Raw genomic sequence first — 26730 nt, 5'->3', positions numbered from 1 at the left:
TGGTATAATGAGTTTACCAACCTCGGCGGCGACAAGGCCTCAGGGAGCAATAGATGGTTCGGAGTCAGCCGAACCCTGTCAACGGAGGACTTGTCGTGCAGGAGATCGTTCGGGGCTGCGTGACCAAATATGCGCGGCCTGCCCCCGCGCGGGAGACAGTGTAAATGGCCTTCATTCGCCTGACCTACCGGATCGAGACGCCGGGTGACATCCGCCGCATGGCGGATAAGATCGCGAGCGACCAGACAACCGGCACTTTCGTGCCGGTGCCGGGAGAGACGCCGGACCTGAAGGCGCGCTGCGCGGCCCGCGTGATCGATATCCGTCCGCTGGAACCCTATGCGCAGCCCACCTTTCCGCACGATCGTGTCACCTCCGACAAAGCCTTTCCCTATAATCGCGCCGATATCGATGTCGATTTTCCGCTGGAAGTGGTCGGCACCGATATCGCGGCGCTGACGACGATCGCCTTCGGCGGCGTGTTTTCCGTGCGCGGCCTGTCCGGCGTGCGCATCGTCGGCATGCAATTGCCGCCGGAATTCATCCGCGCCCATCCCGGTCCGCAATTCGGCATCGCCGGCTCGCGCCGCGTCTCCAACGTCTACGGCCGCCCGCTCATCGGCAGCATCATCAAACCCGCTTTGGGCCTGTCGCCCGAGGATACGGCGGTGGTGACGAAGGAACTGGTCGAGGCCGGGGTCGACTTCATCAAAGACGATGAAAAGATGATGAACCCGGGCTATGCGCCGCTGGAAGCGCGGGTGCGGGCGGTGATGCCGGTTCTGCTCGATCACGAGCAGAGGACCGGCAAAAAGGTGCTTTATGCCTTCGGCATTTCCTCGGCCGACCCCGATACGATGATGCGTCATCATGATATCGTGGCCGACGCCGGCGGCACGGCGGCGGTCATCAATATCAATGCGCTGGGCTATGGCGGCATGGCCTATCTGCGCAAGCGTTCGCGCCTTGTGCTGCATGCCCATCGCAGCCAATGGGACATGCTGACCCGTCATCCGGACCTCGGCCTTGATTTCAGCGTCTATCAGCAGCTTTGGCGTTTGCTCGGTGTCGATCAATTCCAGATCAACGGCATCGGCGCGAAATATTGGGAGCCGGATGAGAGCTTCCTGAAATCCTTCCATGATTGCATGACGCCGCTGCTGGACGAGAGCGACCGGCCGCTGCCGGTTGTGGGTTCCGGCCAATGGGGCGGCCAGGCGCCGGAAACCTATGCGCGCAACGGACAATCGACCGATCTGCTCTATCTCGGTGGCGGCGGCATTATGGGTCACCCTGGCGGTCCGGGTGCCGGCGTGCGCGCCATCGCCCAGGCCTGGGAAGCGGCGGTCTCCGGCATTCCGCTGGAAACCTATGCCCGCGACCATGCGGAACTGGCCCAGTCGATCGAAGCTTTCGGCAAGACGGGCGTGTCCTGAACAGGCAGCCCTCGCGTTTCTTGGAGTGTATGTGATGAAGATCGTTGTTGGTGGTGACAGTGCGGGCAAGCCGCTCGCGGATATCCTGGTCAAGCATCTGGCGGCCGCGGGTCATGAGGTGATCGATCTCGGCGCCGAGACGGGCGAGCTTTACGCGTCACTCGCCGATCGCGGCGCCCAGGCCATTCTCGACGGTCGCGCTGAACGCGGCATTCTGTGCTGCGGCACGGGCATCGGCGTTGCGATCTCGGCCAATAAGGTGCCGGGCATCCGCGCGGCACAGACGCATGACACTTACTCCGCCGAGCGTGCCGCCAAAAGCAACAATGCGCATTTCATCACCATGGGCGCACGTGTCATCGGCAGCGAGTTGGCCAAAGCGATCGCCGACAAGTTTCTGGAATCGGACTTCGATCCCAAGGGGTCGTCGGCAGCCAATGTCGAAGGCATTAACAGCCTCGACGCGAAATACACGCGCTGCTCGTGAGCGAGACAGCGACCATGGGCGCAGGCCTGCCGGACGGACCCTTGGTCGCCTTCTACGGCGATGACTTCACGGGTTCGGCCGCGACGATGGAGGCGCTGACCTTCGCCGGTCTGCCGTCGGCGCTGTTCTTCGCAGCACCCACGGCAGAACAGCTCGCGCGCTTTCCGGGTCTGCGCGGGATCGGCATTGCCGGTATCGCACGGTCGCAGACGCCGGCCTGGATGCAGACGCATCTGCCGCCCATTTACGAGGCGCTGCGGGAAACCGCAGCACCCATTCTGCATTACAAGATCTGCTCGACCTTTGATTCCGCGCCGCATGTGGGCTCCATCGGGGCGGCCATCGATATCGGGCAGGCGATCTTCGCGAATAGCTGGGTGCCGCTGGTGACGGCCGCACCGGCTATCCATCGCTACCAGGCTTTCGGCAATCTGTTCGCGACGGTCGCCGGGCGCGGCTTTCGCCTCGACCGACATCCGACGATGAGCCGTCATCCGGTGACGCCGATGCATGAGGCCGATCTCGGTCTGCATCTTGGCAAGCAGACGAAGCGGAGCATCGACGTCGTCGATTTCGTCGCCATGAAGACCGGTCAGGCTGATGCTGTGATGGCAGCCCGCCGGGCGGCGGGCGCGGAAATCCTGTCGCTTGATATCGTCGACCAGGAAACGCTGGCTGAAGCCGGACGTCTGGTCTGGGAAAATCGCGAAGCCTGCCAGTTCGCGGTGGGGTCTCAAGGGCTGGAATATGCGTTGATCGCTTATTTCCAGAAACGCAGCTGGATTCCGGCGCAGGCACAGGCGCCGATGGCCGCAGGCGTCAGCCAGATCGTGGGTGTTTCCGGTTCCTGCTCCCCGGTGACGGCCGAACAGCTGAGTTGGGCGGACGCGAACGGTTTCCGGACATTGCCTCTCGACGCGACCTTGGCCGTCGATGAACGCGCCTGGGATGCGGAGATCGCCCGCGCCGTCGCACAGGCCCTGGGCGTTTTGTCGGAAGGTGCTAGCCCCATTCTTTATACCGCGCGCGGGCCGGATGACCCTTCGGCCCATACGCTGCGCCCGGCGGTGGAAGCGGCGGGTGTTGCCATGGACCTGGTCAATGACCGCATCGGCAATGGCCTCGGCCGCATCCTGGACAGGACGTTGGGTGAGGCTGGCCTGCATCGCGGCATTATCGCCGGCGGTGACACATCAAGTCACGCCGCCCTTGCCATGGGCGTCTATGCGCTGACCGCGGTGGCTGCCACCGTGCCAGGTGCGGCACTCAACAAAGCTTATTCCGACGACGCGGCTCATCGCGATCTGGAGCTTGCCCTGAAGGGCGGCCAGATGGGTACGCCGGATTACTTCGGACTTATCCGGGCCGGTGGCCGGGATAGTTCCTCAACCCTTTGATTGAAGGATCAAGACCATGACCAAGGTTGCTCTCCTCGGCGCCGGCGGAAAGATGGGCGTTCGCCTCTCCACCAACCTGCAGGGCTCGCGCTTCGACGTGGACCATGTCGAGGTCTCGGATGTCGGTCGTGAGCGTCTGAAGAACGCCATCGGCGTCGATTGCGTCGATATGGACATCGCCCTGGCCCAGGCCGATGTCGTTCTGATGGCGGTGCCGGATCGTATGATCGGCAAGATTGCCCACCAGATCATCGACAAGGTCCGTCCGGGCACGGCCTTCATCGTGCTTGACGCAGCCGCGCCCTATGCCGGCCAAATGCCGACCCGCGACGATGTCACCTATTTCGTGACCCATCCTTGCCATCCGCCGATCTTCAATGACGAAACCGAGATGCAGGCGAAGAATGATTTCTTCGGCGGCGTTCATGCGAAGCAGCATATCGTCTGCGCGCTGATCCAGGGTCCGGAAGAGCATTACGCGCTGTGCGAGGAAGTGGCCCGCAACATCTACAAGCCGGTGATGAAGGCGCATCGCTGCACGCTGGAAGGCATTGCTTTCCTTGAGCCCGCTTTGTCCGAGACGGTCGGCATAACGCTCTGCCTCGCGATGAAGGAAGCCGTGGACGAAGTCGTGAAGCACGGTATCGACCGCGAAGCCGCGACCGACTTCATGCTCGGCCATATCAATATCGGCCTGTCGATCGCTTTCGGCGTCTTCCCGGAAGGCAAGTTCTCTGACGGCGCGATCCACGCCATCAACCAGGCGAAGCCGGAAATCTTCCGGGAGGGTTGGCTGGAGCGCATCTTCAACAAGGACGCCGTGCTGAAATCCGTCAAAGACATCTGCAACGCCTGATACGCTTGCCATGACAACACTTTCCACGTCCGGCACGCGGCTTCAGATCGGCGACCTTGTCGCCTATCTCGACGCGGATGGCGGCTTTCTGCGCGCCATTGCGCTGCCGGGCGAGGAAGTGTTTCGTGGCATCGGTTTCGTTGTGCGCGATCAGAACTGGGGCAGCTATTCGCTCCAGGCTGATCCGCAGATCGAACAAACGTCCGAGAAGATCATTGTCCGCGTCGCCGGACGGATCGACGCGCCGGACGGTTTGCTTGACTGGTCGCTGATCTGGACCTTGGCGGCTGATGGCTTGTCGGTTGCGTGCGATTGCACGAGCGTCGATGGGTTTCCGACGACCCGCGTCGGTTTTGTTGTGCTGCACAGCGTGCCGGCGGCAAAAGGGCAAGCGATTTCGATCGCTCACGATGACGGGCAGGTAGAGGCAGCAAACTTCCCCGATCTGATCTCACCGCACCAGCCCTTCATGGGCGTGACGGCGATGGATTACACGACGTCTGCCGGCCATCGCCTCCATCTGCGTTTCGAAGGCGAGGTCTTCGAGACCGAGGATCAGCGCAATTGGACCGATGCCTCCTACAAGACCTATTCCCGGCCGCTGTCCAAACCCTTTCCCTATCGCATCACGACTACCGAGCCTGAGCGGCAGCGCGTCGATCTTTCTTTCCTCAAGATTGCGTCTGCACCTGTCGAGGCATTCGGCCCGCCGGTGGTTGTGTGCGAGACCACGATGCCGCGTCTGGGTGTCGGCGTCTCTCCGGGGGCTAGTGTTGATGGGCTGAACGAGGCGATCACTGCTCTCTCGCCCGGCTTCACGGCGATCGAGATTGATCTCGCAGGCGATCCGGATCTGGTGCAGACGCGTCTTATCCTGTCCGCCGTTCCCGGCGCCATCCGCCTTGATATCCGTCGGGCGGAGGCAGAGGCGGTCCTCCGCGCAATGACCACGCTGGCGCCCTTGCTCGCGGGCCGCAGCGTGATCGGTATTTCGCTGTGGGATGCGGATGCGGCGCTGGTCGCAGCCGCACGCGTGCTGCTGCCGGGTCTGCCCATCGGCAGCGGCACTGGCGCCTTCTTTACCGAACTCAATCGCGGCAAGAACTGGCCGCAGAGCGCGGATTACCTGACCTGGACCTCGACGCCCACCTATCACGGGGCCACCGACGATACGATCGGCGAATCGATCGGGCCGCTGGGCGATATCCTGCGCACCGCCAAAACGACGTTTCCCGGCCAGCGCTTCCAGATCGGGCCGCATACCTTGGGCGCACGTTTCAACCCGAATGCGACGACGCCGGAAGGCCTCAGCCGCCCAGCCGATGCTGATCCGCGTCAGGGTGACAGCATCGCCGCCGCCTGGATGCTCGGCATGCTGGCCGGCTATGCCGATGACGTCATCGACACGATGTCGTTTTTCGAAGCGCAGGGGCCGCGTGGATTGATGGATGCCGAAGGCCAGCCGACGCCGGCGGCCGCCTTGTTCAAGCGCCTTGCCGCGTTTCAGGGCCAGCGCATCGCCATTCTGTCCTGGCCAGGCCAGCCGCGTCTGTCCGGGCTGCGCCTGAGCGAAACAGCTTATTGCATTGCCAATCTTCATCACGAACCGGCCGAGGCTTTGCTGCCCGAAGGCGGATCGCTGCGCATAGACGGTTTCGATACGGTATGGCAGCAAGTGCCGGACTGACCATTGCCTGACTGATCAGGGAGGATAAAAACTAAAAATGACGACGTCTCCGAAGCTCCGCATGGCCCTGATCGGCTGTGGCTTTTTTGCGCAGAACCATCTGCATTCCTGGGCGTCGATCCCCGAGGTCGAGATCGTCGCTGTCTGTGACCGTGACGCGGCCAAGGCGGAGGCCGCCCAGAAGAATTTCGGTGCCGCCCGCGCCTATACCGACGCGGCCGAGATGTTCGCAGCCGAAAAGCTCGACTTCGTCGATATCGCGACGACGATGCAGACGCATCTGGCGCTGGTCGAGATGGCGGCAGCACAGGGCGTGCATGTCATCGTGCAGAAGCCCCTCGCGCCCAGCTTCGAGGATTGCCAGAAGATCGTCGATACCTGTGCGCAGGCCGGCGTGCGGCTGATGGTGCATGAGAATTTCCGCTTCCAGTCGCCGATCCTGGCCGCCCGCCGGGCCCTGGCCGATGGCCGCATCGGCAAGCCGCATTACTGCCAGGCGTCCTTCCGCAGCGGCTATGATGTCTTTTCCGGCCAGCCTTATCTTGCGACCGAAAAACGCTTCATCCTGATCGACCTCGGCATCCATATCCTGGATGTCTGCCGCGCCATCATGGGCGAGGCCGAGACGCTTTACTGCCTGACCCAGCATATCAACCCGAAGATCGCGGGCGAGGATGTCGCGACCACGATGATCCGTCACCGCGATGGTGGCGTCAGCGTCGTCGATTGCAGCTATGCCAGCCGCCGCCTGCCGGAGCCCTTCCCGCAGACCGTTCTGCGCATCGAGGGTGAGCATGGGACCATCGAACTGCTGGAAGGCTATCGGCTGCGCGTGACCTCTCACGGTCAGGTGACCGAGGAAGGGGTTGAGCCGGAAACCTTGTCCTGGACGCAGAAGCCCTGGCACGTGCTGCAGGAAAGTGTGCTCAACCTGCAGCGTCATTGGGTCGATACCTGGCGGAAGGAGGAGATGCCGGAAACCTCGGGCACCGACAATCTGCAAACCTATGCGCTGGTCATGGCGGCCTATCGCTCGGCCGAAAGCGGGAGCGTCGTCACCCTCGCTGCCTGAGGCCGGATTTCGGCCAGCGGTTGCGGTTGTCCAGACCATTGGTTAGGCAGAGCTTTACGCAGTTACGGAATCGGTGGCCCAAGGAATGGCAAGAGGTGTGACAGTTTCGGCCAAGGGGGAGGCCGCTTCGCCCGCGCGGCGGCGTGATGCGCTTCCCGTCCGCAAGATTGTCCGCCGCAAACTGTCGGATGAGGTCTTCGATCGCTTGCTGAAGGAGATCGAGACCGGCCTCTACCCGCCGAACGCCCATATCCCGTCCGAGCGTGAGCTGATGGCGGCCTATGGTGTCGGCCGTCCGGCGATCCGCGAGGCCATGCAGCGGCTCGAAAAGCTCGGGCTCATCGTCATCACCCATGGCGAGCGGGCACGCGTCTCGCAGCCGACCGTGGCCGACGTGATCGGCCAGATCGAGCATGCGGCGCGTCATATTCTGATGACGCAGCCCGGCTCCCTGTCACAGCTTCAGGATGCGCGCGTCTTTTTCGAAATCGGCATGGTGCGGGAAGCAGCGCGGCTGGCCGATGAGCAGGATATCGCCCGGCTGGAAGCGGCGCTGGCGACCCAGGCCGCCTTCCTCGACAAGGATTCCGGCCGCTTCGTCGCGGCCGATATGGAGTTTCATACGAAGATCGCGGCCGTCACCCGCAACGGCGTGCTGGAAGCCGTCAGCCGCGCCATGCTGCATTGGCTCAGCATGTTCCACGCCAGCCTTCTGCTTTGGAAAGGGCATGAGACAGTGACGCTGGAGGAGCACCGCATCATCCTGGACGCCATTATCGCTCATGACGAGGATGCGGCGGCGGAGGCGATGCGCACGCATCTGCTGCGCAGCCGGGGGCTGTTTTTGTCCCCCAATGCCCAGAGTCAGGCGCCGTCGCCGATCGCTGACCTCAAGCCCTGACGGCCTGGCATCAGGCCGCGTTGCTCTCGGTTTCGTCGGTTTCCTCACCCATGCGCATGGCCTCGGCCTCATCGCGCAACCGGCGGAAGCTGCGGGTGGAGAAGGGCAGCATACCGACATAGATCATCCCGGCCAAAGCGAGGGCGGCCCAGGGTTCGGCGAGCATGAAGGCGGCATAGACGCCGGTGCCGAGCAGAATGGGCAGCACGGCCGGGGCCGGCACCTTGAAGTTCTTGAAGCTCCAGACCGGCAGGGTGGAGACGAGCAGAAGGCCCGTGCCGATCAGCACCAGGGCCACGGCGGCCGGCGCATGCGATAGCGTGTCCAGCCATTGCAGGTTCAAAACCCGCGCTTCCAGGCCCACGAAAATCGGAAACAACGCGAGCAGGGCGCCGGCGGGCGCCGGCACGCCGGTGAAGAAGCCTGCCGTATATTTCGGCGCGGATGTCGAATCGAGCGCCGCATTGAAGCGCGCCAGACGCAGCGCCATGCAGACCGCGAACATCAGGGACGGGATGAAACCCACGCCACCGAAGCGGTGCAGCGACCACAGATAGAGCAGAAAGGCCGGGGCGATGCCGAAGCACAGAAAGTCGGCCAGGCTGTCGAATTCCGCGCCGAAGCGCGACGTGCCTTTCAGCAGGCGGGCAATCCGCCCGTCCAGCCCGTCGATGACGGCAGCGACCGCGATCGCGATGACGGCGGCATCGAACTGCCCGTCGAGCGAGAAGCGGATGCCCGTCAGCCCGGCGCAGAGGCCCAGCATGGTCAGCACATTCGGCAGAACGCGATTGAAGGACGGGCCCTTATAACGCGGACGATGCGCCGGCCGCTTCAACCGGCGCCGGCGCCGCACCGGCCAGATGCGGCCGTCCGGCGACCCGGGGGTCCGCGGATCGCTCACAGCTTTTCCGGTTCGATCGGGCTTGCGGGCGGCGTGTCGATGCCTGGCGCGGTGACAATGGAATGCATTTCGCCCATCGGGTCGATCACGGTGATCTCAGGCTCCGTGATCTCGGTATCGACCTCGAAGCTTTCAGCCAGCGGGTCGATCTCGGCCAGCGGGTCCCCGCTGATGTCGGCGATGACGGTCTCGCCGCCGATCATCGTCTGGCCCTCGGTCACCAGCGGCAACACGCCGGCCGGCAGATAAAGGTCCGTACGGCTGCCGAAGCGGATGATGCCGAAGCGACCGCCGGCCTGCACATGATCGCCTTCCTTGACGTCGCACAGGATGCGCCGGGCGATCAGCCCCGCGATCTGCACGACCGCGATCTCCCGCCCGTCTTCCAGGCGGATGGCGAGCGCATTGCGCTCATTCTCATCGGACGCCTTGTCGAGATTGGCGCTGACGAACTTGCCGTGACGATAGGCGATGCGCGTCACCGTGCCGTCGGCCGGCATGCGGTTGACGTGAACGTCCAGCACCGAGAGGAAGATCGCGACGCGCCAGCGGGGCAAGGCGCCGAGGCCGAGTTCGGACGGCGGCACGGCCAGTGCCACGCTGGTCACGTGGCCGTCGGCCGGGGCCAGCAGAACGTTCGTCCGCGCCGGCGGGAAGCGCTCGGGGTCGCGGAAGAAATAGAGGCAGAAAAGGGTGAACAGGACCCCGATCCAGGCGAGCCAACTCGCGAAGATGAGGCCGATCAGCACAAGGGCCGCGCCGATCGCCAGAAAGGGGCGGGCCGCCGGGTGCGGAGGGGAGAGGACGTATTTGAAAGCGCTTGGATGGGCCATGATGCCCGCCTGTTAACAGGTCTACCCCTGGCTTGTCTCGCCTCGCTTCAGTTTCCTGATAGTCGAAACATCGGGGGCATGGGCGGCTTCGTCCTGGCTCGGCATATGAAAAACCTGGCCCGGATAGATCTTATTGGGGTCGCGGATCTGGTCCATGTTCTTGACGAAGATCGCCGTATATTGAACGCCGCGCCCGTAATTCTGGCGTGCGATGGTCCAGAGGCAGTCGCCCGGCTGCACGACGGATTGGCCGGCGGCCAGGGATTGAGAGAGGCTGGCGCGGGCGAAAGGCACCTCGCTGCGCGCGGCGACCTTGCCGGTGGCGGTCAGCTCATCCGTCCGCAAGCGATAGAGGCCGGGCTTGAGATCCTGAGCCGGAATCATCGACCAGGTGCCCTTGGCATCCGCCGTCGCATCGCCGATGGCCTTGTTATTCACGTAAAGACGTACGGAATGCCCTGGCTCGGCATGGCCGGTGAAGCGGATACGGCCCTGTTCGTCATATTGCACGATATCGAGGCCGACCGGACCCGAATGGCCGCTTGGGCCTTCGAGCAGCCGCGGCGGGGCATTGCCTTGGGCGAGAACCACCATGGGCCCGGCATTCTGACCCGTGGCCGCGCCCGCCGTGCCGCCGCTGGCGGGCAGGTTGAGCAGGACGGTCGTCTTGGCCGAGCTATCGCCGGCCTTCGCAGCCGCGCCGCTGACCGACAGCTGGTGCACGCCGCTTGGCAGTGTCGTGTCGGGCAGGAAGACCCATTGCCCGTCATCATCGGCGGTGACGGTCCCGATCGTGGTGTCGCCGTTTTGGACGGTCAACTTTTCGTCGGGTGCCGCGCGGCCGGCCATCACCAGATCGCCGTTTTTATCGACGCGCACCACATCCACGCTCGGCGCCGCCGGATTGGCGACAGCGGGAAGCGGGGCGGACGATAGCGGGGCAGAGGGGGAGGCCGCTGCCATCGTCATGGCCATCGTTTGGGCGGGAACGGTCGGCTTGGCGGCGGTGGCGGCAGGGGCAACGGCCGTTGCCGTCACCACGGGCGCCGCAGGCTGCGGATAGAGCTGGCCGTGATTCTCATAGAGGTAAAGCGCGCCGGCACCCAGCACGCACAGCGCGGCAAGAGCGAAGCCGCCCAAAGGCCGGCTCGGCCTTTCGGACGGGCTCGGTACATTCTGTGTTACCTCAGTCATGGGCGATCTATCCTGCCGCTCAGCCGAATTTGTTACCAATCAAAGCAATGTCTATCACGGATTCGCGCGTTCTGTGCAGGGGAAACGCATAATTGGCCAGGGACGGCCTAGCCGCGGCCCTGATTAAGCCCAGGCGGGCCTGTCCGGCGAGCAAGCGTTTTCGCGGTTGCGGAGCTGCGTCCTTCATGGTCAGTCATCCGTTGGCTTACCCTGTTGCAAAGGACGAACGACATGCCGGCGATCAAAGCGGTGACTGTTTTCGGCGGCGCGTCTTCGGGCAGCAGTCCTATCTTCCGGGACGTGGCGACGGCACTGGGCGAAAAGCTGGCGAAGGCCGGGATTACCGTCATTTTCGGCGGCGGCAGTATCGGCATGATGGGCGCGGTCGCCGATGGCGCGCTGGCCGCCGGGGGGCAGGTGATCGGCATCATTCCTGACTTCCTGGCGCGTAAGGAGGTGGCCCATACCAAGGTGACCGAGATGATCGTCACCGACAGCATGCATAGCCGCAAGCGCCGCATGTTCGAGATGTCGGACGCTTTCGTGACCCTGCCGGGCGGGCTCGGCACGCTGGACGAGACCTTCGAGATGATCACCTGGCGGCAGTTGGACCTGCACGCCAAGCCAATCCTGGTCTGCGATATCGAGGGCTGGGGTATGATCTTCGCGGATATGGTCGACAGCTATGTCGAGATGGGCTTCGCCCCGGCGCATTCGCGGGATTTCTTTGAGGTGCTGGAGAGTGCGGACGCGATCGTTGAGCGGCTGATGGAGCTGCCGGTGATCGAAACCGCGACGGACAGCGCCCGCCTCTAATTCTGCAAGGTCATTAACGGTCGTGAACTACCGCCACGCCTTCCATGCCGGCAATTTCGCCGACTGCATGAAACACGTCCTTCTGCTCTGGCTCCTGCGCGCGCTGGGGCGGAAGGAAGCCGGATTTCTGACGCTCGATACCCATGCCGGTATCGGCCGCTATGACCTGTCCGGGCCGGAAGCGACCCGGACAGGGGAGTGGCAGACCGGTATCGGCCGGCTCAGGGATGCGCGTGCCAATGGGGCAAAGCTGCCGGACGGCATCCTGGAATACATGGACCTTGTCGATCAGCTTGGTCTCTATCCTGGGTCGCCTGCGCTGGTGGAGGCTCTGCTGCGGCCGCAGGACCGGCTGATCTGCTGTGAGCTGCATCCTGAGGATCAGGCTGTGCTGCGGCGGCATTTCCGCGGCAATGCCCAGGTCGCCACGCATCTGCGGGACGGGTATGAGGCGATGCGCGCCTTCCTGCCGCCGAAGGAGCGGCGGGGTCTTATTCTTATCGATCCACCATACGAACAGACGGATGAGTTTTCGGCGCTCACCGCGGCGCTGCGGGACGGGTATGAGAAATTCCCCGGTGGCGTCTTCGCCGCCTGGTATCCGATCAAGCATCGCGGGCCGGTCCGTGCCTTCCATACCGCTTTGGCCGAGGCCGGTATTCGCGATGTGGTGGCGGCCGAGGTTCTGTTGCGGGAGCCTGTGGATGTCGACCGGCTGAACGGCAGCGGCCTGCTCATCGTCAATCCGCCCTGGCCCTTCATGACGACGGCCCCCACGATCCTGCAGGCGCTGGCGAGGATTCTGGGCGACGGAGAGCCGGGCGTCGGCTACCGGCTGACGCGCGTCGCGGCTGAGTAGGGGCGAGGCTGCTCCGCCCAACTTTTCACGCGATAAATTTGGTCAATCCAGGCCCAACTCCTGACGATAAGGAAAAAGCGGGAGCATACATAGCCTGAAGATCAGCCAGCAGGCGTAGATAGAGTCGGGCCCATAAGGACTACCATCATAGAGCAGGCCGTGCGCGACCGCGTGTCGAAGGTGTGGGCCAGGTTTTGTGAGAAAGACGCGGTCGATGTCCTCAATGATCGAACAGCTGAATATTTCCTCTAATTCCGATCGCATGTTGTTGAACAGTGAGGAGATCGTACGATCTTCCTGCGTTTGATTTGCGTGATCAAAAGTTGTCACATCATGTCCGTATGTTTTCAGAACATGCCGCAGCGAGTTTTCTAGCAACGGCGTGAGGATATATACGGCGCTCGTGAAGTCGCCCTGAAAAAAACGGGTGAGGCCCCGCGCAAAGGTTTGAATCAGGTCGGGAGTTACAAAAGGGCTGCATCGAAGTAAAGCGGAGAGTACATCATCAGAGACGTAGTGCAATGTCGATATTTGGTGCCGAGCGGGTTCGATTTCGCCGGCTACGACGAGATATCGACGGCTGCTTTCGGCTTGGGAAATCTGTTGTGTAATTGTGTCGATATCGGGATCGCCGAATCCGGCGCCCCCAGCTGCCCTATGAATGACCTTACCTTCACCATCCACTTGAGTTGCCCCAAAGAGAGATGACAGCGGGTAATTTCGAATTGTCTCGATAGCTTCGGTTTCGAGCTTTGCCGGATCGGGACTGGAATCTAGATTGGCAAACAAAAATAGGCTGTCTGTTAGACTTCGCGACACGAGTCCGCTGCGGACTTTTTCCACTAACTCGGTTAAATCGATCTCATGTGAAAATGACGACATTTCGTCGGATATGCCGGCTTGCACGTCGATCAACTGATGACGAAGTGCGATGCGCCGATTTTTGCTTTCTGGAACACGATGAAGGGCAGCTATTGCGTTAGCAATGAAGTGCGATTTGACCGTTGCGGACGCCGCTGCATCTGCTTGGAGGACCATTGTTTCGGCAGCAGCCTCTCGGCACCGGTAGTTATCCTGAAACCGCTTCGCTCTCATATAGGCTTGGGCGGCAAGATGCCAAAGTTGTATAACTGTGTTGTGGTTGGTTTCACCGGGCAAGTTTGCCAGAACCGTCTCAAGATCTGCAGCTAAGTCTAGAGGATCAGAAACGCCGACCTGCAAATCAAGGTTAGAAAATTGTAGTGCTGCCATAGGATCGCGCACCTCGATTGCACCTTTGCGGATGTCAATGAGCATTTTCTTTGTGGCATCGAACTCAGTTTTGTTCCACCCGAGCAGTTGGGCAATGTTCAGGGCCCGCTGTAGGTAATTGTAGCTCTCATAATGAAAGCGTGCTTTGTCAGACGAATACCTGAGTTTAAGGACGCCTGCCTCCGTTAGCCGAGCAAGTTCTCCGTAAGCGGCAATTGCTGCTAAACCCAGGGAAGCTCGCTTGTGGTCGAGCGACCAAGCCACATCGCAAAGACGGGCCTTCAGTATAATATTCGATGTAGTTTGAGCCATGGTTTCGAGCATGTCGATATGCTCTCGAAAATCTGACGGTATCGCCGAGCGTTTTCCATCCAGCACGAGCATCGGGCCAAAGGGTTCATTGAAGTCAGCCGGTTTGAAATACATGCCGGTAACGGAGGCCAGCATGTCCCACACTCGCTTGGCGGCAATTTCGCTTAGGCCGTCTTGCGATTCCAACGCTTGAGACGCAGTTCGATAGAGATCCGCGAGATCGCCGCTATCGCCTGCGTCGGAACCGGATATGGGTGCCTCAAAATCAAGATTGTCCAGATCTTCAAGCGCAGCACTCGCCCAAGGAGGATTACTAGGCTCGTCTTCTGATTGCGGCGCTTCTGGTGTGTGGCTTTCGGCCATAATCGTTCCCGGGTGTACGAATTGTAGAAAGTTAAGGTTCGCTGGGGGAGAATGATTGCCGAAGATGCTCGATGTCGATGATCGATCGGCGGCCGCTCACCCCGGCTTCGCCAGAATCGGTTCCAGCGCGAAGCGTCTGAAGCGGTCGAACCCGACGGCATTGCCGTCGACCTTCATGCGGATCAGCGCGCCTTCATAGGCTTCGATCAGAAAGCCGGCGGCCTCCTTCGGGTCGAGCGTAGGATCGATCTCCCCCATCGTCTGCGCGGTTTCCAGCAGCTTTGCCAGCTGCGCCGCCCAAATCGCGAAAATCGACGCGAGCTTGTCCCGGAACGCCGCGCTGCGGGCAGAGACGGTTTGGGCGAAGACGCCATACAGACAGCCGCCGAGCGGCGTTTCGGCCAAGTGTATCCGCTCCAGATCATCGAAATAGTCGCGCAGTCGCTGGCTCGGGCTTAGCGCTGCGTCGTCCAGCAGCGGCGCGTGCAGGTCCTGATAATGACGGTGATAGGCCTCCAGCACCGCAACCGCGAATTCCTCCTTGCTCTTGAAGAAATAATAGAACGAGCCTCGCGGCACGCCGGCGGCCGTCAGGATGGGGCCGATACCAACCCCATCATACCCGTTGGCGATCAGCGCTTTCAGGCCTTCGCTGATCAGGGCGGTTCTTGTCTGGTGCTCTGAGATCATGATAGTAGACCGATCGACTATCTAACACGGATAACGCCTTACGCGCCTCGGAGCAACCATGCCTCTCGCCCAGACCCGTCGCACTGGCATCATGCTCGTCGCTTTGTCGGCGGTGTTCTGGAGTACGGCGGGGCTATTCGTGCGTATGGCCCATCTGGACTCCTGGACCATCCTTGTCTGGCGGTCGCTCTTCTCCGTCCTGACGCTGGGCGGCATCGTTCTTGTCCAAAACCGCGGCCATGTTTTCCGCACGATCACGGGCATCGGCTGGCCGGGGGTCGCCTCGGTCGCGATCTCGACCGTCTCATCAATCAGCTATGTCGTTGCCCTTTGCCTGACCTCGGTCGCGAATGTGATGACGATCTACGCGGCGCTGCCCTTCATCGCGACGGCGATCGCCTTTCTTTGGCTGGGGGAGCGGGTGACGAAGCGCTTTCTGGTCGCGGGTGCGATCGGGCTGGCCGGTATCGTCATCATGGCGGGCGGGGTCGCCACAAGGCGCGACCTGCTCGGCATTCTGGCAGCGCTAGTGATGACGGCGACCTTCGCCGCGCAGCTTGTTCATACCAAGCGGCATGCATCGCTGAATATGACGGTGGTCAGTGCCTTGGCGGCGGCCGCCTGCGTTCCGATCATAGCGCCGCTCATGCAGCACAGCATTCCCGCGCCGCTATCGCTGCTGGCCTGTGCCCTGTTCGGCATTCTGACGACGGGCCTTGCCTATCTGCTGGTCCTGAAGGGCGGCCGCTTGATTTCATCCGGCGAGGCCGGATTCATCTCCATGCTGGATGTCGTGCTCGGACCCTTCTGGGTCTGGCTATTCTATGCGGAACGCCCGACGCCGACGGTCCTCGTCGGCGGCTTCATCGTGCTCGCCAGCGTGCTTTGGTATCTGGCGACCGATCGCGGCGCGCGGGCGCCGACGGTCTTGACCGAGGTCTGACGCCGCCGGGCTCTCAGGCGGCGGAGGTCAGGCGCTTGATGAAAGCCGAAACCTTGTGGCGCCGCATTTCGGACCGCGCGGTCGAATCCGTCGTCATGTAATTGAGTTGGATGACGTAGCGCTGGCCGACGAACTGCTTATGGCCGTGCCAGGTGGTCGGCCCGTTCGGAAAGACCAGCAGCGTGCCGTTCACGGGCGGCACTTCATGCACGTAATCCTCGATATCGTCCGGCCCGCGCAACAGACGCAGGCAACCTTCACGCCGCGCCCAGGCTTCAGTCTCGGGGTTCAGATACAGCAGAATCGTGACGCGCTTGGTCGTGCTGTCGCAATGGATGCGGCCGTCCTTCTCGCGGGATGCGCCGCGCAGCGTCACCATGGTGGGCGCGCCGTCCAGATCGAGACCGAATTTCCTGGCCACCGCGTCACGGAAGCGGGGGCCTTCCAGCTCCGTCATCAGCGCCTGGGCATGCGGGCCGAACCGCAGGGAATCGATCGGGAATGACCCGCCCTTGCTGAGCTTGGGCAGTTCCTTGACGACGTCCGCGAGCGATTCCGGTTTGACGAAGTTTTCGACGACGATGTGGGTATAGGGCTCGCTTGCCACGGGTGTCGCGTCGAAGGCCTGATAATCAAGGTCGATCATTGGCTTGTCCCAGTCTTAACAGTCACACGAGCTTACCACAGCCGGCGCCGGTTGCGAGCGGATCGCAGGTCAGCCCTGATGGGCGAAGATGTCCGGCGTATCATAGCCGAGCAGATCAAGCTCGCAGCGGGCGGGCAGGAAGTCGAAGCAAGCCTGCGCGATATCCCGCCGATTTTCGCGGATCAGCAAGGCTTCCAACCGCGCCCAAAGGGCGTGCAGATGCAGCACATCGGACGCCGCATAGGCCAGCTGCTCCGGGCTCAGTTCAGGATTGCCCCAATCGCTGGTCTGCTGCTGCTTGGAAATATCGACGCCCAGCAACTCGCGGCAAAGGTCGCGCAAGCCATGTCGCTCGGTGAAGGTTCGCACCAGCTTGGCGGCGATCTTGGTGCAGACGACCGGGGTCGCGCGAATGCCGAGTGCGTGGAACAGGATGCCGACATCGAAACGCGCGAAATGCATCAGCTTCAGGCGGGCGGGATCGGCCAGCATCGCTTTCAGATTGGGACAGTCGTAACCGCGCCCGCCGAGCGACTCCGGGATCAACTGCACCAGATGCGCCTGCCCGTCGCCCGCCGAAAGCTGGATTAGGCAAAGCCGGTCCCGCATGGGGTTCAGGCCCATGGTTTCGGTATCGACGGCGATGGACGCGCCGAGGTCGAGATCGGGCGGCAGATCGTGCCGGTGCAGATGGAGGGTGGCATTGGGCATGAACAGGGTTTTGGACATGGCGTTGCCTAGCGGATGGGGCGGGGCGCCTCAAGCATCATCGGTGAGATGACAGGTGTCATGTCGGGCGGCATAAGTGACGAAACACACGAGGCGCGCGACCAAGACGCGCCCGATGCGGAGGGGCGGACGACAATGCTGATCGGTATCGATTGGGGCGGCACCAAGATCGAAGGGATCGCCATGACCCCGGAAGGCCAGCAGATCGCCCGGCTGCGCGCCGATACACCCCGGCATGATTATGACGGCTGCCTGGCGGTCATCGCCGATCTGGTGGCGAAGCTGGAGGCAGAGGCCGGCGGCACCGGCACGCTCGGCATCGGCATTCCCGGCTCGCTGGAACCGAAATCCCGTCTCGGCAAGGGTGCCAGTTCGACCTGGCTGCTCGGCCGGCCGGTGGAAGCCGATCTGCGCCGCGTGCTGGGGCGGGAGATCAGGGTTGAGAATGACGCCGATTGCCTGGCCGCGTCGGAAGCGGTGGATGGCGCGGGCGCCGGCTTCAATGTCGTTTTCGCGGTGATCCTGGGAACCGGCGCGGGTGCGGGTATCGCGGTCGGCGGCCGCGCCCATCACGGTCCCAATAACAGCGCCGGGGAATGGGGGCATAACCCGCTACCCATGCCCAACCTCACGGAACTGCCAGGCACGCCCTGCTATTGCGGCAAGCATGGCTGTATGGAGACCTGGGTGTCCGGCCGCGCCTTCCGCGCCGATTACCTGCGCCATGCGCCGGCCGATATCGACCCCGAGACCGTCACCTCACCCGGTATTATCGAGGCGATGCGGCAGGGCGATCGGCTCTCGGGCCTCATCTGGCAGCGCTATGTCGACCGCGTGGCGCGCGGCCTTTCGCTCGTCGTCAATGCGCTCGACCCCGATATTTTCGTGATGGGCGGCGGCATGTCGAATGTCGAGGAATTGTATCTTGACCTGCCGACCGTGCTGGCGCGCTACACCTTCTCCACCGTTTTCCACACGCCGATCCGCCGTGCCGTGCATGGCGACAGCAGCGGCGTGCGCGGCGCTGCCTGGCTTTGGCGCTAGTCCTGACCCTTCTGTTCGATCTTCGACGAAAGAGAAAAAATGGCCGATTTCGACCTCGATGCCCGCTTCGCCTTTGGCGCCCGTCTGGTGGAGGAGGCGGCGGAACTCGCCATGGGCTATTTCCAGAGCCTCGGCACGCTGACGATCAAAAGCAAAGGCCCGCAGGACATGGCGAGCGAGGCCGATCTCAATACCGAAATCCTGATCCGCGACCGGCTGCGCGACGCTTTCCCAGAAGATGCGTTTCTGGGTGAGGAAACCGGCCGGACCGATGCCGTGGACGGCGCACGCGGCATCTGGGTGGTCGATCCCATCGACGGCACGCAGCCTTTCGTCAGCAATATGCCGAACTGGTGCGTCTCCATCGCTTTCGTGCTCGATGGCCGTGCCGAACTCGGCTTCGTCGCCGCGCCCGCGCGCAGCGAGGTCTTCGTCGGCCGTCTTAGCCAAGGGGCGACGCTGAATGGCAAACCGATCCATGTGCGCCCCAATGCGAAGATCACCGACGGCCTGACGGGCATGGGCCATTCCGCGCGCATTCCGCCCGCAAGGTTCCTGCCGCTGTTGGAGAGCCTGCTCAATAAAGGGGGCATGTTCTTCCGCAACGGATCCGGCGCGCTGATGCTGTGCGACGTCGCCTGCGGCCGCTTGCTCGGCTATATCGAGCAGCACATCAATTCCTGGGATTGCCTGGCCGCACTTTGCATCATCGAAGCAGCCGGCGGCACCGTGAGCGACTTCCTGGCCGATGACGGCATGTGGACCGGCCACCCCCTGGCAGCCGGCGCGCCGGAAATTTTCCCGACGCTCGCGGACCTCGTCGGCGTCAAGGCGCTGGTGGGGTGATCTACCCGGAAGGCAATTTCATTATTCTTGACGTAAAGCATATGGGAATGCCATTCTTCGTATGATCAAGAGCTACCGCTCGAAGGCTTTGCAGGGTCTGTTCGACGGTCGGTCCGGCGATCCGGCCTGGAAGGCGTTCGAGCGCGTGGCGCGCCGGAAATTGCTCATGCTGGATGCTGCGAAAAGCCTGGACGATCTCCGGTCACCACCCGGAAACCGGCTTGAGGCGCTGAAGCATGATCGGCTGGGTCAGCATTCGATAAGAGTGAACGACCAGTACCGGCTCTGTTTCGTATGGGCGGGGGACGGTGCCACGGATGTCGAAATCGTCGATTACCATTGAAGGAGGCGCGGCGATGGACAAGACCCTGCTGATCCATCCGGGAGAGATTCTGAAGGAAGAGTTTCTGGAGCCGCATGGGATCAGCGCCAATAAGCTGGCACAAAACCTCGGCATTCCGACAAACCGCATCACCGCTATCATCAACGGCACCAGGCGGATTACGGGTGAGACGGCGATCCTGCTCGGCCATGCCTTCGCGACCTCGCCCGAATTCTGGCTGAACCTGCAACTGCGCTACGATCTCGATGTCGCGCGCATGACGGTATCGGCAGATGCAATCCGTAACGCTGATCACTTCGCCCAAAGCATGGCTGCCTGACCTTCAACGGCCGGAAGAAAGGCTAGACCTTCCCATGTTGGAAAGGTCTAGCCTGCAGTCACGCCTGATGAGGGGTGATGCGGCGATGCCCATCTCTCCCATTGGCGGGCGCGCAGGAGAGAGCCGATGGAAATGCTGCTGACGGATTTGGAGCATGCGGTGATGCTGATCATCGGCATGGTCTGGCAGGTGGGGTGGAGCCTGGTGCTTGGCTTCGCCATTTCCGCGCTGCTGCAAACCCTCGTCTCCAAGCAGGGCATGCAGAAGGCGCTGGGTCGCAACGGCCCCAAGGAAATCATTCTCGCGACTTTGGCCGGCGCGGCGAGTTCCAGCTGCTCCTATGCCTCCGCCGCCGTCAGCCGCACCTTGTTCAAGCGGGGCGCGGCGCTGGTGCCTAGCCTCGCTTTTCTGTTTGCCTCCACCAATCTCGTCATCGAACTCGGCGTCGTGCTGCTGCTGCTGATGGGCTGGCAATTCATGGTCGGCGAATGGATCGGCGGGGTGGTGCTGATCATCATCCTCGCTGTGCTGGTGAAGCTGACCTATCCGAAAAAGCTGGTGGAAGAGGCGCGGACATTCCCCGAGGCGGGGGGCCACAACCACGATCACGGCGGCATGGCCGAAGCACCGGGCAGCGTCTGGCAGAAGCTCGGCCGTCGTGACACCTGGGTTCATGCCTCCCACAGCTTCGTCATGGATTGGCAGATGCTGTGGAAGGATATCGTGCTCGGCTTCGTCATCGCCGGGGTGCTGGGTGCCTTCGTGCCCGACGGCGTCTGGCAGTTCCTATTCGTGAAGGGAGCGAATCCCTGGATTCAGGTGCCGGCCAATGCGCTGCTGGGCCCGATTGTCGCCATGCTGTCCTTCGTCTGCTCCATCGGCAATGTGCCGCTGGCCGCGATCCTATGGGGATCGGGTGTCAGCTTCGGTGGCGTGCTGGCCTTCCTGTTCGCCGATCTGATCGTGCTGCCGCTGCTGGATGTCTATCGGCGCACCTATGGCTGGAAGATGGCCGCTTATATCGGTGGCGTTTTCTACGCGACGATGGTCTTGGCAGCGCTGATCATGGATCTGGCCTTCAACGGTCTCGGCTGGATTCCGGCGCGCAACCCGCATGCGGCCGCTGCGATGGAGCATTTCTCCGTCAATTACACGTTCTTTCTCAATATCCTGTTCGGACTTGTTGCCGTCGCTGCCGTCATCCTTGCCAAGCGGAACCCGATGCGAATGGCGCCGCGCCATTGCTGCGGCCACAGCGCTGCCAAGGCGAAAGCGGCCGAGCCGGTCCACGCGCATCACCACCACTAACACCAAAGGGAAAAGCAGACAGGCGGTTTTCGCTATTTTCCTGTCGGGAGAAAGACGGTAGGCGACACAATCTTTCCTGCCCTTTTGCCGTGCGTCGCTTCGGTCCTTGAAGCATCGCTCACGACCGGAGAAATCGCCTCATGCGCCTTGTCACCCGTTTATTTCCGCTCTGGGCCTTGCTGATCGCCGTCGCGGCCTTCCTGATGCCGCCGGCCTTCAAGACGATTTTGCCTTGGGTCACGCTGCTGCTCGGCATCATCATGTTCGCCATGGGCGTGACGCTGACGCCGGGGGATTTCCGCCGCGTGGCGCGGGAGCCCGCACCGGTCATCGCCGGCCTTGTGCTGCATTACATCATCATGCCGCTGGCAGCCTTCCTGATCGCCAAGATCCTCGGCCTCTCGCCGCAATTGGCCGTCGGCATGGTGCTGGTGGGGTCGGTCGCGTCCGGCACATCCTCCACCGTCATGGTCTATCTGGCGGGCGGCGATGTGGCGCTGTCCGTCACGATCAGCGCCGTCTCCACCATCGTCGGCGTCATCGCGACACCGCTGCTGGTGCGGCTTTATGTCTCCCACGGGATCGAGGTGAATACGCTCGGCCTGCTGGAAAGCATCGTGCGCATCGTGCTTGTGCCGGTCGCCCTCGGCGTTTTCGTGAATGTGGTGGCGCATAAGGCGGTACGGCGGATCGAGCCGATCCTGCCGCTGGTCTCCATGGTCTGCATCCTGCTGATCATTGCCGCGGTTGTCGCCGGCACGGCGGGTGCCATCGCAACCGTGGGACCGATCGTTTTCCTGGCCGTGGTTCTGCACAATGGCACCGGCTATCTCGGCGGTTATTGGGGCGGGCGCCTGCTCGGCTTCGATGAAAGCATCTGCCGGACGCTGGCCTTCGAGGTCGGGATGCAGAATTCCGGGCTGGCGGCCACTTTGGGCAAGCTCTACTTCACGCCGCTGGCCGCCCTGCCGGGCGCCATTTTCTCGGTCTGGCATAATATCTCCGGCTCGCTTCTGGCCGGCTATTGGAACGGCCGTCAGGCCAAGCGCGAGGCGGTGCGGCTGGCGCGCGAAGCCTGACATCGATCCGTCCCGCCGAGGGACGGTCATGTCCGAAAACGGCGAGCGGGGCGGGCGGCTGCATGGCATGATGTCCCCATGTCCGCAGCCAATCCCATCGCGCTGGCCAGGCTCGATCCCGCCATCTGCTACCGGGCGCTGACAACCCGCGACGCGCGGTTCGACGGCCGGTTTTTCACCGCTGTCCGCACGACGGGGATTTATTGCCGCCCCGTCTGCCCGGCGCAGACGCCCAAATCCGAAAACGTCACCTTCTACCCGACGGCGGCGGCGGCCGAGGTCGCGGGCTATCGCTCCTGCCTGCGCTGCCGGCCGGAACGCGCGCCATCCACGGCGCCTGCCAATCCCTTGGTCGAACGCGCGATGGCGCTGATCGCGCTGGGCTATGCGACGGATGGCCCGAGCCTTGCGCGCAAGCTTGGCGTGGGGGAGCGGCATTTGCGCCGCCTGTTCACCGCCCATCTTGGCGCCAGCCCGAAACAGGTGGCGGAGACGCGGCGGCATCTGCTCGCCCGGCAATTGGTCGTGGAAACCACATTGCCGCTGACCGATGTGGCACTCGCCGCCGGCTTCGGCAGCCTGCGCCGCTTCAACCATGTTTTCAGCACGCTGTACGGCCAGCCGCCGAGCCAGATGCGCCGCCGGTCGTCCAAGCCGCAAGCGGATCATAGCTTCTCGCTCAGCCTGCCGTTTCGTCCCCCGTATGACTGGGACGGCGTCATCACGGCCCTGGCCGCCCATGCCATTCCGGGCGTGGAAGCGGTGACGCCGCAAAGCTATGCCCGGCTCATCACGCTCGGCGGTCATCACGGGACGGTTGTCGTGTCACCCGGTGGCGGCGATCACCTCATCGTTCGGATCGATTTTCCGAAACTCGCATTCCTGCCTGAAATCGTGGCGCGTCTGCGCGCGCTGTTCGACTTGGCCGCCGATACTACGCTGATCGACGCGCATATGGCGACTGACCCGACCCTCGCGCCTTGGGTTGCGGCCCGACCCGGCATGCGCGTGCCCGGCGCCTGGGACAGTTTCGAATGCGCGGTGCGCATCATCCTGGGCCAGCAGGTGAGCGTGGCTGCCGGTCGCCGTCTGGCGGCCGAGGTAGTGACGCGCTACGGCACGGAGGTCGAGACCGGCATTCCCGGCCTCATCGGGCTGTTCCCGACGCCCGAGCGTTTGATCGAAGTCGCGGATCATCTCAGCCTTGACCTCAATATGCCGCGCGCCCGGGCTGCCGCCATCATCAACCTTGCCCGCGCCGAGGCTGCTGATCCGGATCTGCTGGCACCGGGCGGCGATCTGGCCGAGACCATTAGGCGGCTGACCGCCGTCGCCGGTATCGGCCCCTGGACCGCGCATTGTATCGCGCTGTTCGCCCTACGGGAGCCGGATGCCTTTCCCGCGCAGGATGTCGGCATGCAGCGGGTGCTGGGCCTATCGGCCAGGGCGCTGGAGGCGCGGTCGGAAAGCTGGCGGCCGTGGCGGGCCTATGCCGCCATTCACCTCTGGCTGCAGGCGCTGGGTTCTGTGCCTGCAACCAAGCCTGCAACCAAGACGGACAAGGAGAAAAAAAGTGCTCTTGTCGATTGACCGTATCCCCTCTCCGGTCGGGGAAATTCTGCTGGTCTTCGAAGGCAATATTCTGCGTGCCCTCGATTTCCATGATTACGAGACGCGCATGCGGCGCCTGCTGTCGCTGCATTACGGGGCCGCCGCCTTGCAGCCGGAACCAGCACCCAAAGCGCTGCGCGATCCTTTGGACCGCTATTTCGCGGGTGACTTCCGGGCCATCGACAAGATCAAAACCAAGACCGGAGGCACGGAATTCCAACGCCAGGTCTGGGCCGCTTTGCGCGATATCCCGGCCGGTGAGACCCTGGGCTACGGCAAGCTCGCTGTCCGCATCGGCCGTCCCAATGCCTCGCGTGCCGTGGGGGCGGCGAACGGCGCCAACCCCATCGCCATCGTCGTGCCCTGTCATCGCGTCATCGGGGCCAGTGCCGCGCTGACCGGCTATGGCGGCGGCCTTCCACGCAAGGTCTGGCTGCTGGATCACGAGAAGCCCGCGATGACGCGGCAACCGGGCCTTCCCGGCCTTGGCGAGGCGCTGCTATCCTCGGTCGCATGAAAATTTTCATCGCGGCGCTTGATACCGAGACCAATACCTTTGCCCCGCTGCCGACCGGCGCGCGCGCTTTCGCGGACGGGTTCGTCGCCCATGGCGATGCCACGTCCCGGCCGGAAAACTACTGCTCGGCGCATTTGTATGTCTGGCGCCGCCGGGCGGAGGCGCTGGGTTGGGAGGTGGCGGAAAGCCTGTGTGCCTATGCCGAGCCGGGCGGCATCACCACGCGGCCGGTGTTCGAAGGTTTCCGCGACGAGATCCTGCGTGATCTTGAGGCCGCGAAACCCGATATCGTGTTGCTCGCCTTGCACGGCGCCATGGTCGCGGACGGCTATGAGGATTGCGAGGGCGAGGTACTTACCCGCGTTCGCGCGATTGTCGGTCCCGCTGTGCCGATCGGCGTGGAGCTTGATCTGCATTGCCACCTGACGGACGCGATGGTTGATTCCGCCACGGTGCTGCTGACCTATAAGGAATATCCGCATGTCGATATTCCGGCCCGTGCCGATGACCTGTTCACGCTGATCGAAGATGCCGCCGCCGGACGCACGCAACCGGTGATGGCCGTCTTCGATTGCCGCATGATCGGCATGTTCCGCCCGACCGCCCAGCCGATGCGCGATTTCGTGGATCATCTGGCGGCGCATGAAGGACGCGACGGCATCCTGTCGCTGTCGCTCATCCACGGCTTTCCCTGGGCGGATGTGGCGGATGTCGGCGTCAAGCTGCTGGCGGTGGCCGATGGTGACGCCGAGAAGGCGGCTGCCACAGCACGTCATTACGGGGAGGCTCTGTTCGCGCAGCGCAAGGAGGTTCTGCCCCATTGCCTGACCATCGACGCTGCGCTGGAGGTCGCGCTGGAACTGGCCGAGGACAAGCCGGGCTTTCCCATCGTGATTGCCGATGTCGCGGATAATCCCGGCGGCGGCGCGCCGGGCGATGCCACGTTCTTTCTGCAAGCGGCCCTGGAGCGGCGTATCGCGCGCATCACCATCGGCTATCTGTGGGACCCGATGGCCGTGCGCTTCTGTCAGGAGGCCGGGCTGGGTGCGAGTCTTGACCTGCGCATCGGCGGCAAATGCGGGGTGAGTTCCGGTACGCCGGTCGATCTTTCCGTCCAGGTCATGGGATTGGCTGATGAGGTCTATCAGCGTTTCGGTGATGCGCCGGTGTCGCTCGGTGCCTGCGCCTGGGTGCAGTCGCAGGGGATCAACATCATCCTGTGCAGCCTACGCGGCCAGGCTTTCCATCCGGAGGCGATGGTGACGCTTGGGCTTGACCCGGCAACGCAGCACATTCTGGTCGTGAAATCCAACCAGCATTTCTATGCCGGCTTCGCGCCGATCGCGGGCGACGTGCTCTATGCCTCGTCGCCCGGCGCCTTGTCCCAGGATTTCGGCCAGATTTCCTATACGCGCCGCTCGTCGCGCTATTGGCCGCGCGACGAGGACCCGTTTTGTCCGTGAGCCTTGGGGATCAGACCAGCAATCCGCCGCCATCGGCGACCAGAACATGCCCGGTGGTGAAACCGGCCTGCATCAGGAACAGGTAGGCAGCGGCGATTTCCCCTGGCTCACCCACGCGGCCGACCGGCAGCTTGGCGCCGACTGAGGCAAACAATGCCTCACGGTCGGCTTCCGGAATGTCGCGCCACAGCGGCGTGCGGATAAAGCCCGGTGAGACGAGGTTGACGCGCGTCGGCGCGAGTTCGATGGCCAGCGCCCGCGTCAGCCCCTCCATCCCCGCACAGATGCTGGCGCCCATGGACCAGCCGCCTTGCGGCGGACGTGCGCCCGCGATGCCGGAACTGAACACGATGGACCCGCCGGGCCGGATGCGCGGGGCCGCGTGTTTGGCAGCCGCGACCGCCCCCCAGAAACGGGTTTCCGTGAAGCGCCGTGCGGCCGTCAGGTCCATCTCCGTCAGCGGGCCCATCATCAGACTTTCACCGGCCGTATAGGCGAGATGATCGAGCGTGCCGATGGTCGCGAACAGCGCGGCCAAGGCTGCCTCATCCGTGAGGTCGACCGCATGGCCTTCCGCGCCCTGGGGCAGCTTGCTCAAAGCCGCGTCCACATTGGCCTGTGAGCGCGAGACGATGATGGGTTTGCCGCCGGCCGCCGCCACACCTTCCGCGATGGCGAAGCCGATGCCGGATGTTCCGCCCAGCACGACCACGGTTTTGGCGTTCAATGTCATGTTAGCCTCCAATTTCGGCGGCGAACCCGCCGCGAGGGGAGAGATAGCCCTTGGATATAGGATGACGTGAGCGCATCTTTGTCAGCCTATA

26 protein-coding genes and 1 pseudogene are annotated in these 26730 nt (G+C 63.1%); 19 read left to right on the top strand and 8 right to left on the bottom strand.

The window, feature by feature from the left end; all coding sequences use genetic code 11:
* Positions 1 to 164: 164 nt before the first annotated feature.
* The 7 genes from oiaX to nanR all read left to right on the top strand — a co-directional run bounded on the left by oiaX (position 165) and on the right by nanR (position 7836).
* Positions 165 to 1436: a 3-oxo-isoapionate-4-phosphate decarboxylase OiaX gene (gene oiaX, locus ACELLULO517_RS03955; RefSeq protein ID WP_227305963.1), complete on the top strand. Its 1272-nt coding sequence runs from the start codon at positions 165 to 167 to the stop codon at positions 1434 to 1436.
* Positions 1437 to 1470: 34 nt separating this feature from the next.
* Entirely contained in the window at positions 1471 to 1923 is a 453-nt protein-coding gene (locus ACELLULO517_RS03950) for an RpiB/LacA/LacB family sugar-phosphate isomerase (RefSeq protein WP_227305962.1), read from the top strand.
* Positions 1920 to 3320: a four-carbon acid sugar kinase family protein gene (locus ACELLULO517_RS03945; RefSeq protein WP_227305961.1), complete on the top strand. Its 1401-nt coding sequence runs from the start codon at positions 1920 to 1922 to the stop codon at positions 3318 to 3320. Before ACELLULO517_RS03950 ends, ACELLULO517_RS03945 begins: the two co-directional genes overlap by 4 nt.
* Before the next feature lie 16 nt (positions 3321 to 3336).
* Positions 3337 to 4176, top strand: coding sequence for a phosphogluconate dehydrogenase C-terminal domain-containing protein (locus tag ACELLULO517_RS03940; RefSeq protein WP_227305960.1), 840 nt, complete (start codon positions 3337 to 3339; stop codon positions 4174 to 4176).
* 10 nt (positions 4177 to 4186) lie between these two features.
* Positions 4187 to 5863 carry a hypothetical protein gene (locus tag ACELLULO517_RS03935; RefSeq protein ID WP_227305959.1) on the top strand — a complete coding sequence of 559 codons (1677 nt, stop codon included), beginning with the start codon at positions 4187 to 4189 and terminating at the stop codon, positions 5861 to 5863.
* A gap of 37 nt (positions 5864 to 5900) precedes the next feature.
* Positions 5901 to 6935 (top strand): Gfo/Idh/MocA family protein, encoded by a 1035-nt coding sequence (locus ACELLULO517_RS03930; RefSeq protein ID WP_227305958.1) that lies wholly within the window; start codon positions 5901 to 5903, stop codon positions 6933 to 6935.
* Between the two features lie 97 nt (positions 6936 to 7032).
* On the top strand, positions 7033 to 7836 hold the full coding sequence (nanR, locus tag ACELLULO517_RS03925; RefSeq protein ID WP_227305957.1) for a transcriptional regulator NanR: 804 nt from the start codon (positions 7033 to 7035) through the stop codon (positions 7834 to 7836).
* A gap of 10 nt (positions 7837 to 7846) precedes the next feature.
* Here nanR and ACELLULO517_RS03920 read toward each other — a convergent pair whose 3' ends face one another.
* The 3 genes and pseudogenes from ACELLULO517_RS03920 to ACELLULO517_RS03910 all read right to left on the bottom strand — a co-directional run bounded on the left by ACELLULO517_RS03920 (position 7847) and on the right by ACELLULO517_RS03910 (position 10767).
* The gene (locus tag ACELLULO517_RS03920) at positions 7847 to 8740 is read right to left on the bottom strand and encodes a CDP-alcohol phosphatidyltransferase family protein (protein WP_227305956.1); all 894 of its coding nucleotides are present in this window, start codon (positions 8738 to 8740) and stop codon (positions 7847 to 7849) included.
* 170 nt (positions 8741 to 8910) lie between these two features.
* Positions 8911 to 9573 (bottom strand): annotated as a pseudogene (locus tag ACELLULO517_RS03915) (phosphatidylserine decarboxylase); the annotation flags it as partial.
* Positions 9574 to 9594: 21 nt separating this feature from the next.
* Positions 9595 to 10767, bottom strand: coding sequence for a LysM peptidoglycan-binding domain-containing protein (locus tag ACELLULO517_RS03910; RefSeq protein WP_227305955.1), 1173 nt, complete (start codon positions 10765 to 10767; stop codon positions 9595 to 9597).
* A 231-nt stretch (positions 10768 to 10998) separates the two neighbouring features.
* Between ACELLULO517_RS03910 and ACELLULO517_RS03905 the strand changes: the two genes are divergently transcribed.
* Both ACELLULO517_RS03905 and ACELLULO517_RS03900 read left to right on the top strand, forming a co-directional pair.
* The gene (locus ACELLULO517_RS03905) at positions 10999 to 11583 is read left to right on the top strand and encodes an LOG family protein (RefSeq protein ID WP_227305954.1); all 585 of its coding nucleotides are present in this window, start codon (positions 10999 to 11001) and stop codon (positions 11581 to 11583) included.
* A gap of 22 nt (positions 11584 to 11605) precedes the next feature.
* The gene (locus ACELLULO517_RS03900) at positions 11606 to 12442 is read left to right on the top strand and encodes a 23S rRNA (adenine(2030)-N(6))-methyltransferase RlmJ (RefSeq protein WP_227305953.1); all 837 of its coding nucleotides are present in this window, start codon (positions 11606 to 11608) and stop codon (positions 12440 to 12442) included.
* 42 nt (positions 12443 to 12484) lie between these two features.
* Here ACELLULO517_RS03900 and ACELLULO517_RS03895 read toward each other — a convergent pair whose 3' ends face one another.
* Positions 12485 to 14368 (bottom strand): DUF4209 domain-containing protein, encoded by a 1884-nt coding sequence (locus ACELLULO517_RS03895; RefSeq protein ID WP_227305952.1) that lies wholly within the window; start codon positions 14366 to 14368, stop codon positions 12485 to 12487.
* Between the two features lie 96 nt (positions 14369 to 14464).
* Positions 14465 to 15058 (bottom strand): TetR/AcrR family transcriptional regulator, encoded by a 594-nt coding sequence (locus ACELLULO517_RS03890; protein ID WP_227305951.1) that lies wholly within the window; start codon positions 15056 to 15058, stop codon positions 14465 to 14467.
* Positions 15059 to 15116: 58 nt separating this feature from the next.
* Between ACELLULO517_RS03890 and ACELLULO517_RS03885 the strand changes: the two genes are divergently transcribed.
* Positions 15117 to 16001 carry a DMT family transporter gene (locus tag ACELLULO517_RS03885; RefSeq protein ID WP_227305950.1) on the top strand — a complete coding sequence of 295 codons (885 nt, stop codon included), beginning with the start codon at positions 15117 to 15119 and terminating at the stop codon, positions 15999 to 16001.
* 13 nt (positions 16002 to 16014) lie between these two features.
* Here ACELLULO517_RS03885 and ACELLULO517_RS03880 read toward each other — a convergent pair whose 3' ends face one another.
* Both ACELLULO517_RS03880 and ACELLULO517_RS03875 read right to left on the bottom strand, forming a co-directional pair.
* Positions 16015 to 16647 carry a 2OG-Fe(II) oxygenase family protein gene (locus tag ACELLULO517_RS03880; protein WP_227305949.1) on the bottom strand — a complete coding sequence of 211 codons (633 nt, stop codon included), beginning with the start codon at positions 16645 to 16647 and terminating at the stop codon, positions 16015 to 16017.
* Between the two features lie 69 nt (positions 16648 to 16716).
* Positions 16717 to 17376, bottom strand: coding sequence for a ribonuclease D (locus tag ACELLULO517_RS03875; RefSeq protein WP_227305948.1), 660 nt, complete (start codon positions 17374 to 17376; stop codon positions 16717 to 16719).
* Positions 17377 to 17436: 60 nt separating this feature from the next.
* Between ACELLULO517_RS03875 and ACELLULO517_RS03870 the strand changes: the two genes are divergently transcribed.
* From ACELLULO517_RS03870 to ACELLULO517_RS03830, 9 genes are all read left to right on the top strand, one after another.
* Positions 17437 to 18420, top strand: a complete 984-nt coding sequence (locus ACELLULO517_RS03870) for an ROK family protein (RefSeq protein WP_227305947.1) — start codon at positions 17437 to 17439, stop codon at positions 18418 to 18420.
* Positions 18421 to 18459: 39 nt separating this feature from the next.
* On the top strand, positions 18460 to 19266 hold the full coding sequence (locus tag ACELLULO517_RS03865) for an inositol monophosphatase family protein (RefSeq protein WP_227305946.1): 807 nt from the start codon (positions 18460 to 18462) through the stop codon (positions 19264 to 19266).
* Positions 19267 to 19327: 61 nt separating this feature from the next.
* Entirely contained in the window at positions 19328 to 19609 is a 282-nt protein-coding gene (locus ACELLULO517_RS03860; protein WP_227305945.1) for a type II toxin-antitoxin system RelE/ParE family toxin, read from the top strand.
* Positions 19610 to 19622: 13 nt separating this feature from the next.
* Positions 19623 to 19928, top strand: coding sequence for a HigA family addiction module antitoxin (locus ACELLULO517_RS03855; RefSeq protein WP_227305944.1), 306 nt, complete (start codon positions 19623 to 19625; stop codon positions 19926 to 19928).
* 126 nt (positions 19929 to 20054) lie between these two features.
* Complete coding sequence (locus ACELLULO517_RS03850; RefSeq protein WP_227305943.1) at positions 20055 to 21236, top strand: permease; 1182 nt, start codon at positions 20055 to 20057, stop codon at positions 21234 to 21236.
* 140 nt (positions 21237 to 21376) lie between these two features.
* Positions 21377 to 22315: a ketopantoate/pantoate/pantothenate transporter PanS gene (panS, locus tag ACELLULO517_RS03845; RefSeq protein WP_227305942.1), complete on the top strand. Its 939-nt coding sequence runs from the start codon at positions 21377 to 21379 to the stop codon at positions 22313 to 22315.
* Positions 22316 to 22393: 78 nt separating this feature from the next.
* Positions 22394 to 23905 carry an AlkA N-terminal domain-containing protein gene (locus ACELLULO517_RS03840; protein WP_227305941.1) on the top strand — a complete coding sequence of 504 codons (1512 nt, stop codon included), beginning with the start codon at positions 22394 to 22396 and terminating at the stop codon, positions 23903 to 23905.
* Positions 23889 to 24443 carry a methylated-DNA--[protein]-cysteine S-methyltransferase gene (locus ACELLULO517_RS03835; RefSeq protein ID WP_227305940.1) on the top strand — a complete coding sequence of 185 codons (555 nt, stop codon included), beginning with the start codon at positions 23889 to 23891 and terminating at the stop codon, positions 24441 to 24443. The genes ACELLULO517_RS03840 and ACELLULO517_RS03835 overlap by 17 nt, the downstream gene beginning before the upstream one ends.
* A complete protein-coding gene (locus ACELLULO517_RS03830) occupies positions 24440 to 25906 on the top strand; it encodes a M81 family metallopeptidase (protein ID WP_227305939.1) in 1467 nt (488 codons plus the stop codon). The genes ACELLULO517_RS03835 and ACELLULO517_RS03830 overlap by 4 nt, the downstream gene beginning before the upstream one ends.
* Positions 25907 to 25916: 10 nt before the next feature.
* On the opposite strand, the gene ACELLULO517_RS03825 is transcribed toward ACELLULO517_RS03830, so the two are convergent.
* Complete coding sequence (locus ACELLULO517_RS03825; protein ID WP_227305938.1) at positions 25917 to 26639, bottom strand: SDR family oxidoreductase; 723 nt, start codon at positions 26637 to 26639, stop codon at positions 25917 to 25919.
* Positions 26640 to 26730: the final 91 nt, after the last annotated feature.

Origin of the sequence: Acidisoma cellulosilyticum, from assembly GCF_020621385.1 — a bacterium.
Taxonomy (GTDB): Bacteria; Pseudomonadota; Alphaproteobacteria; order Acetobacterales; family Acetobacteraceae; genus Acidisoma; species Acidisoma cellulosilyticum.
This window is presented reverse-complemented; position numbering and strand designations above follow the sequence as displayed.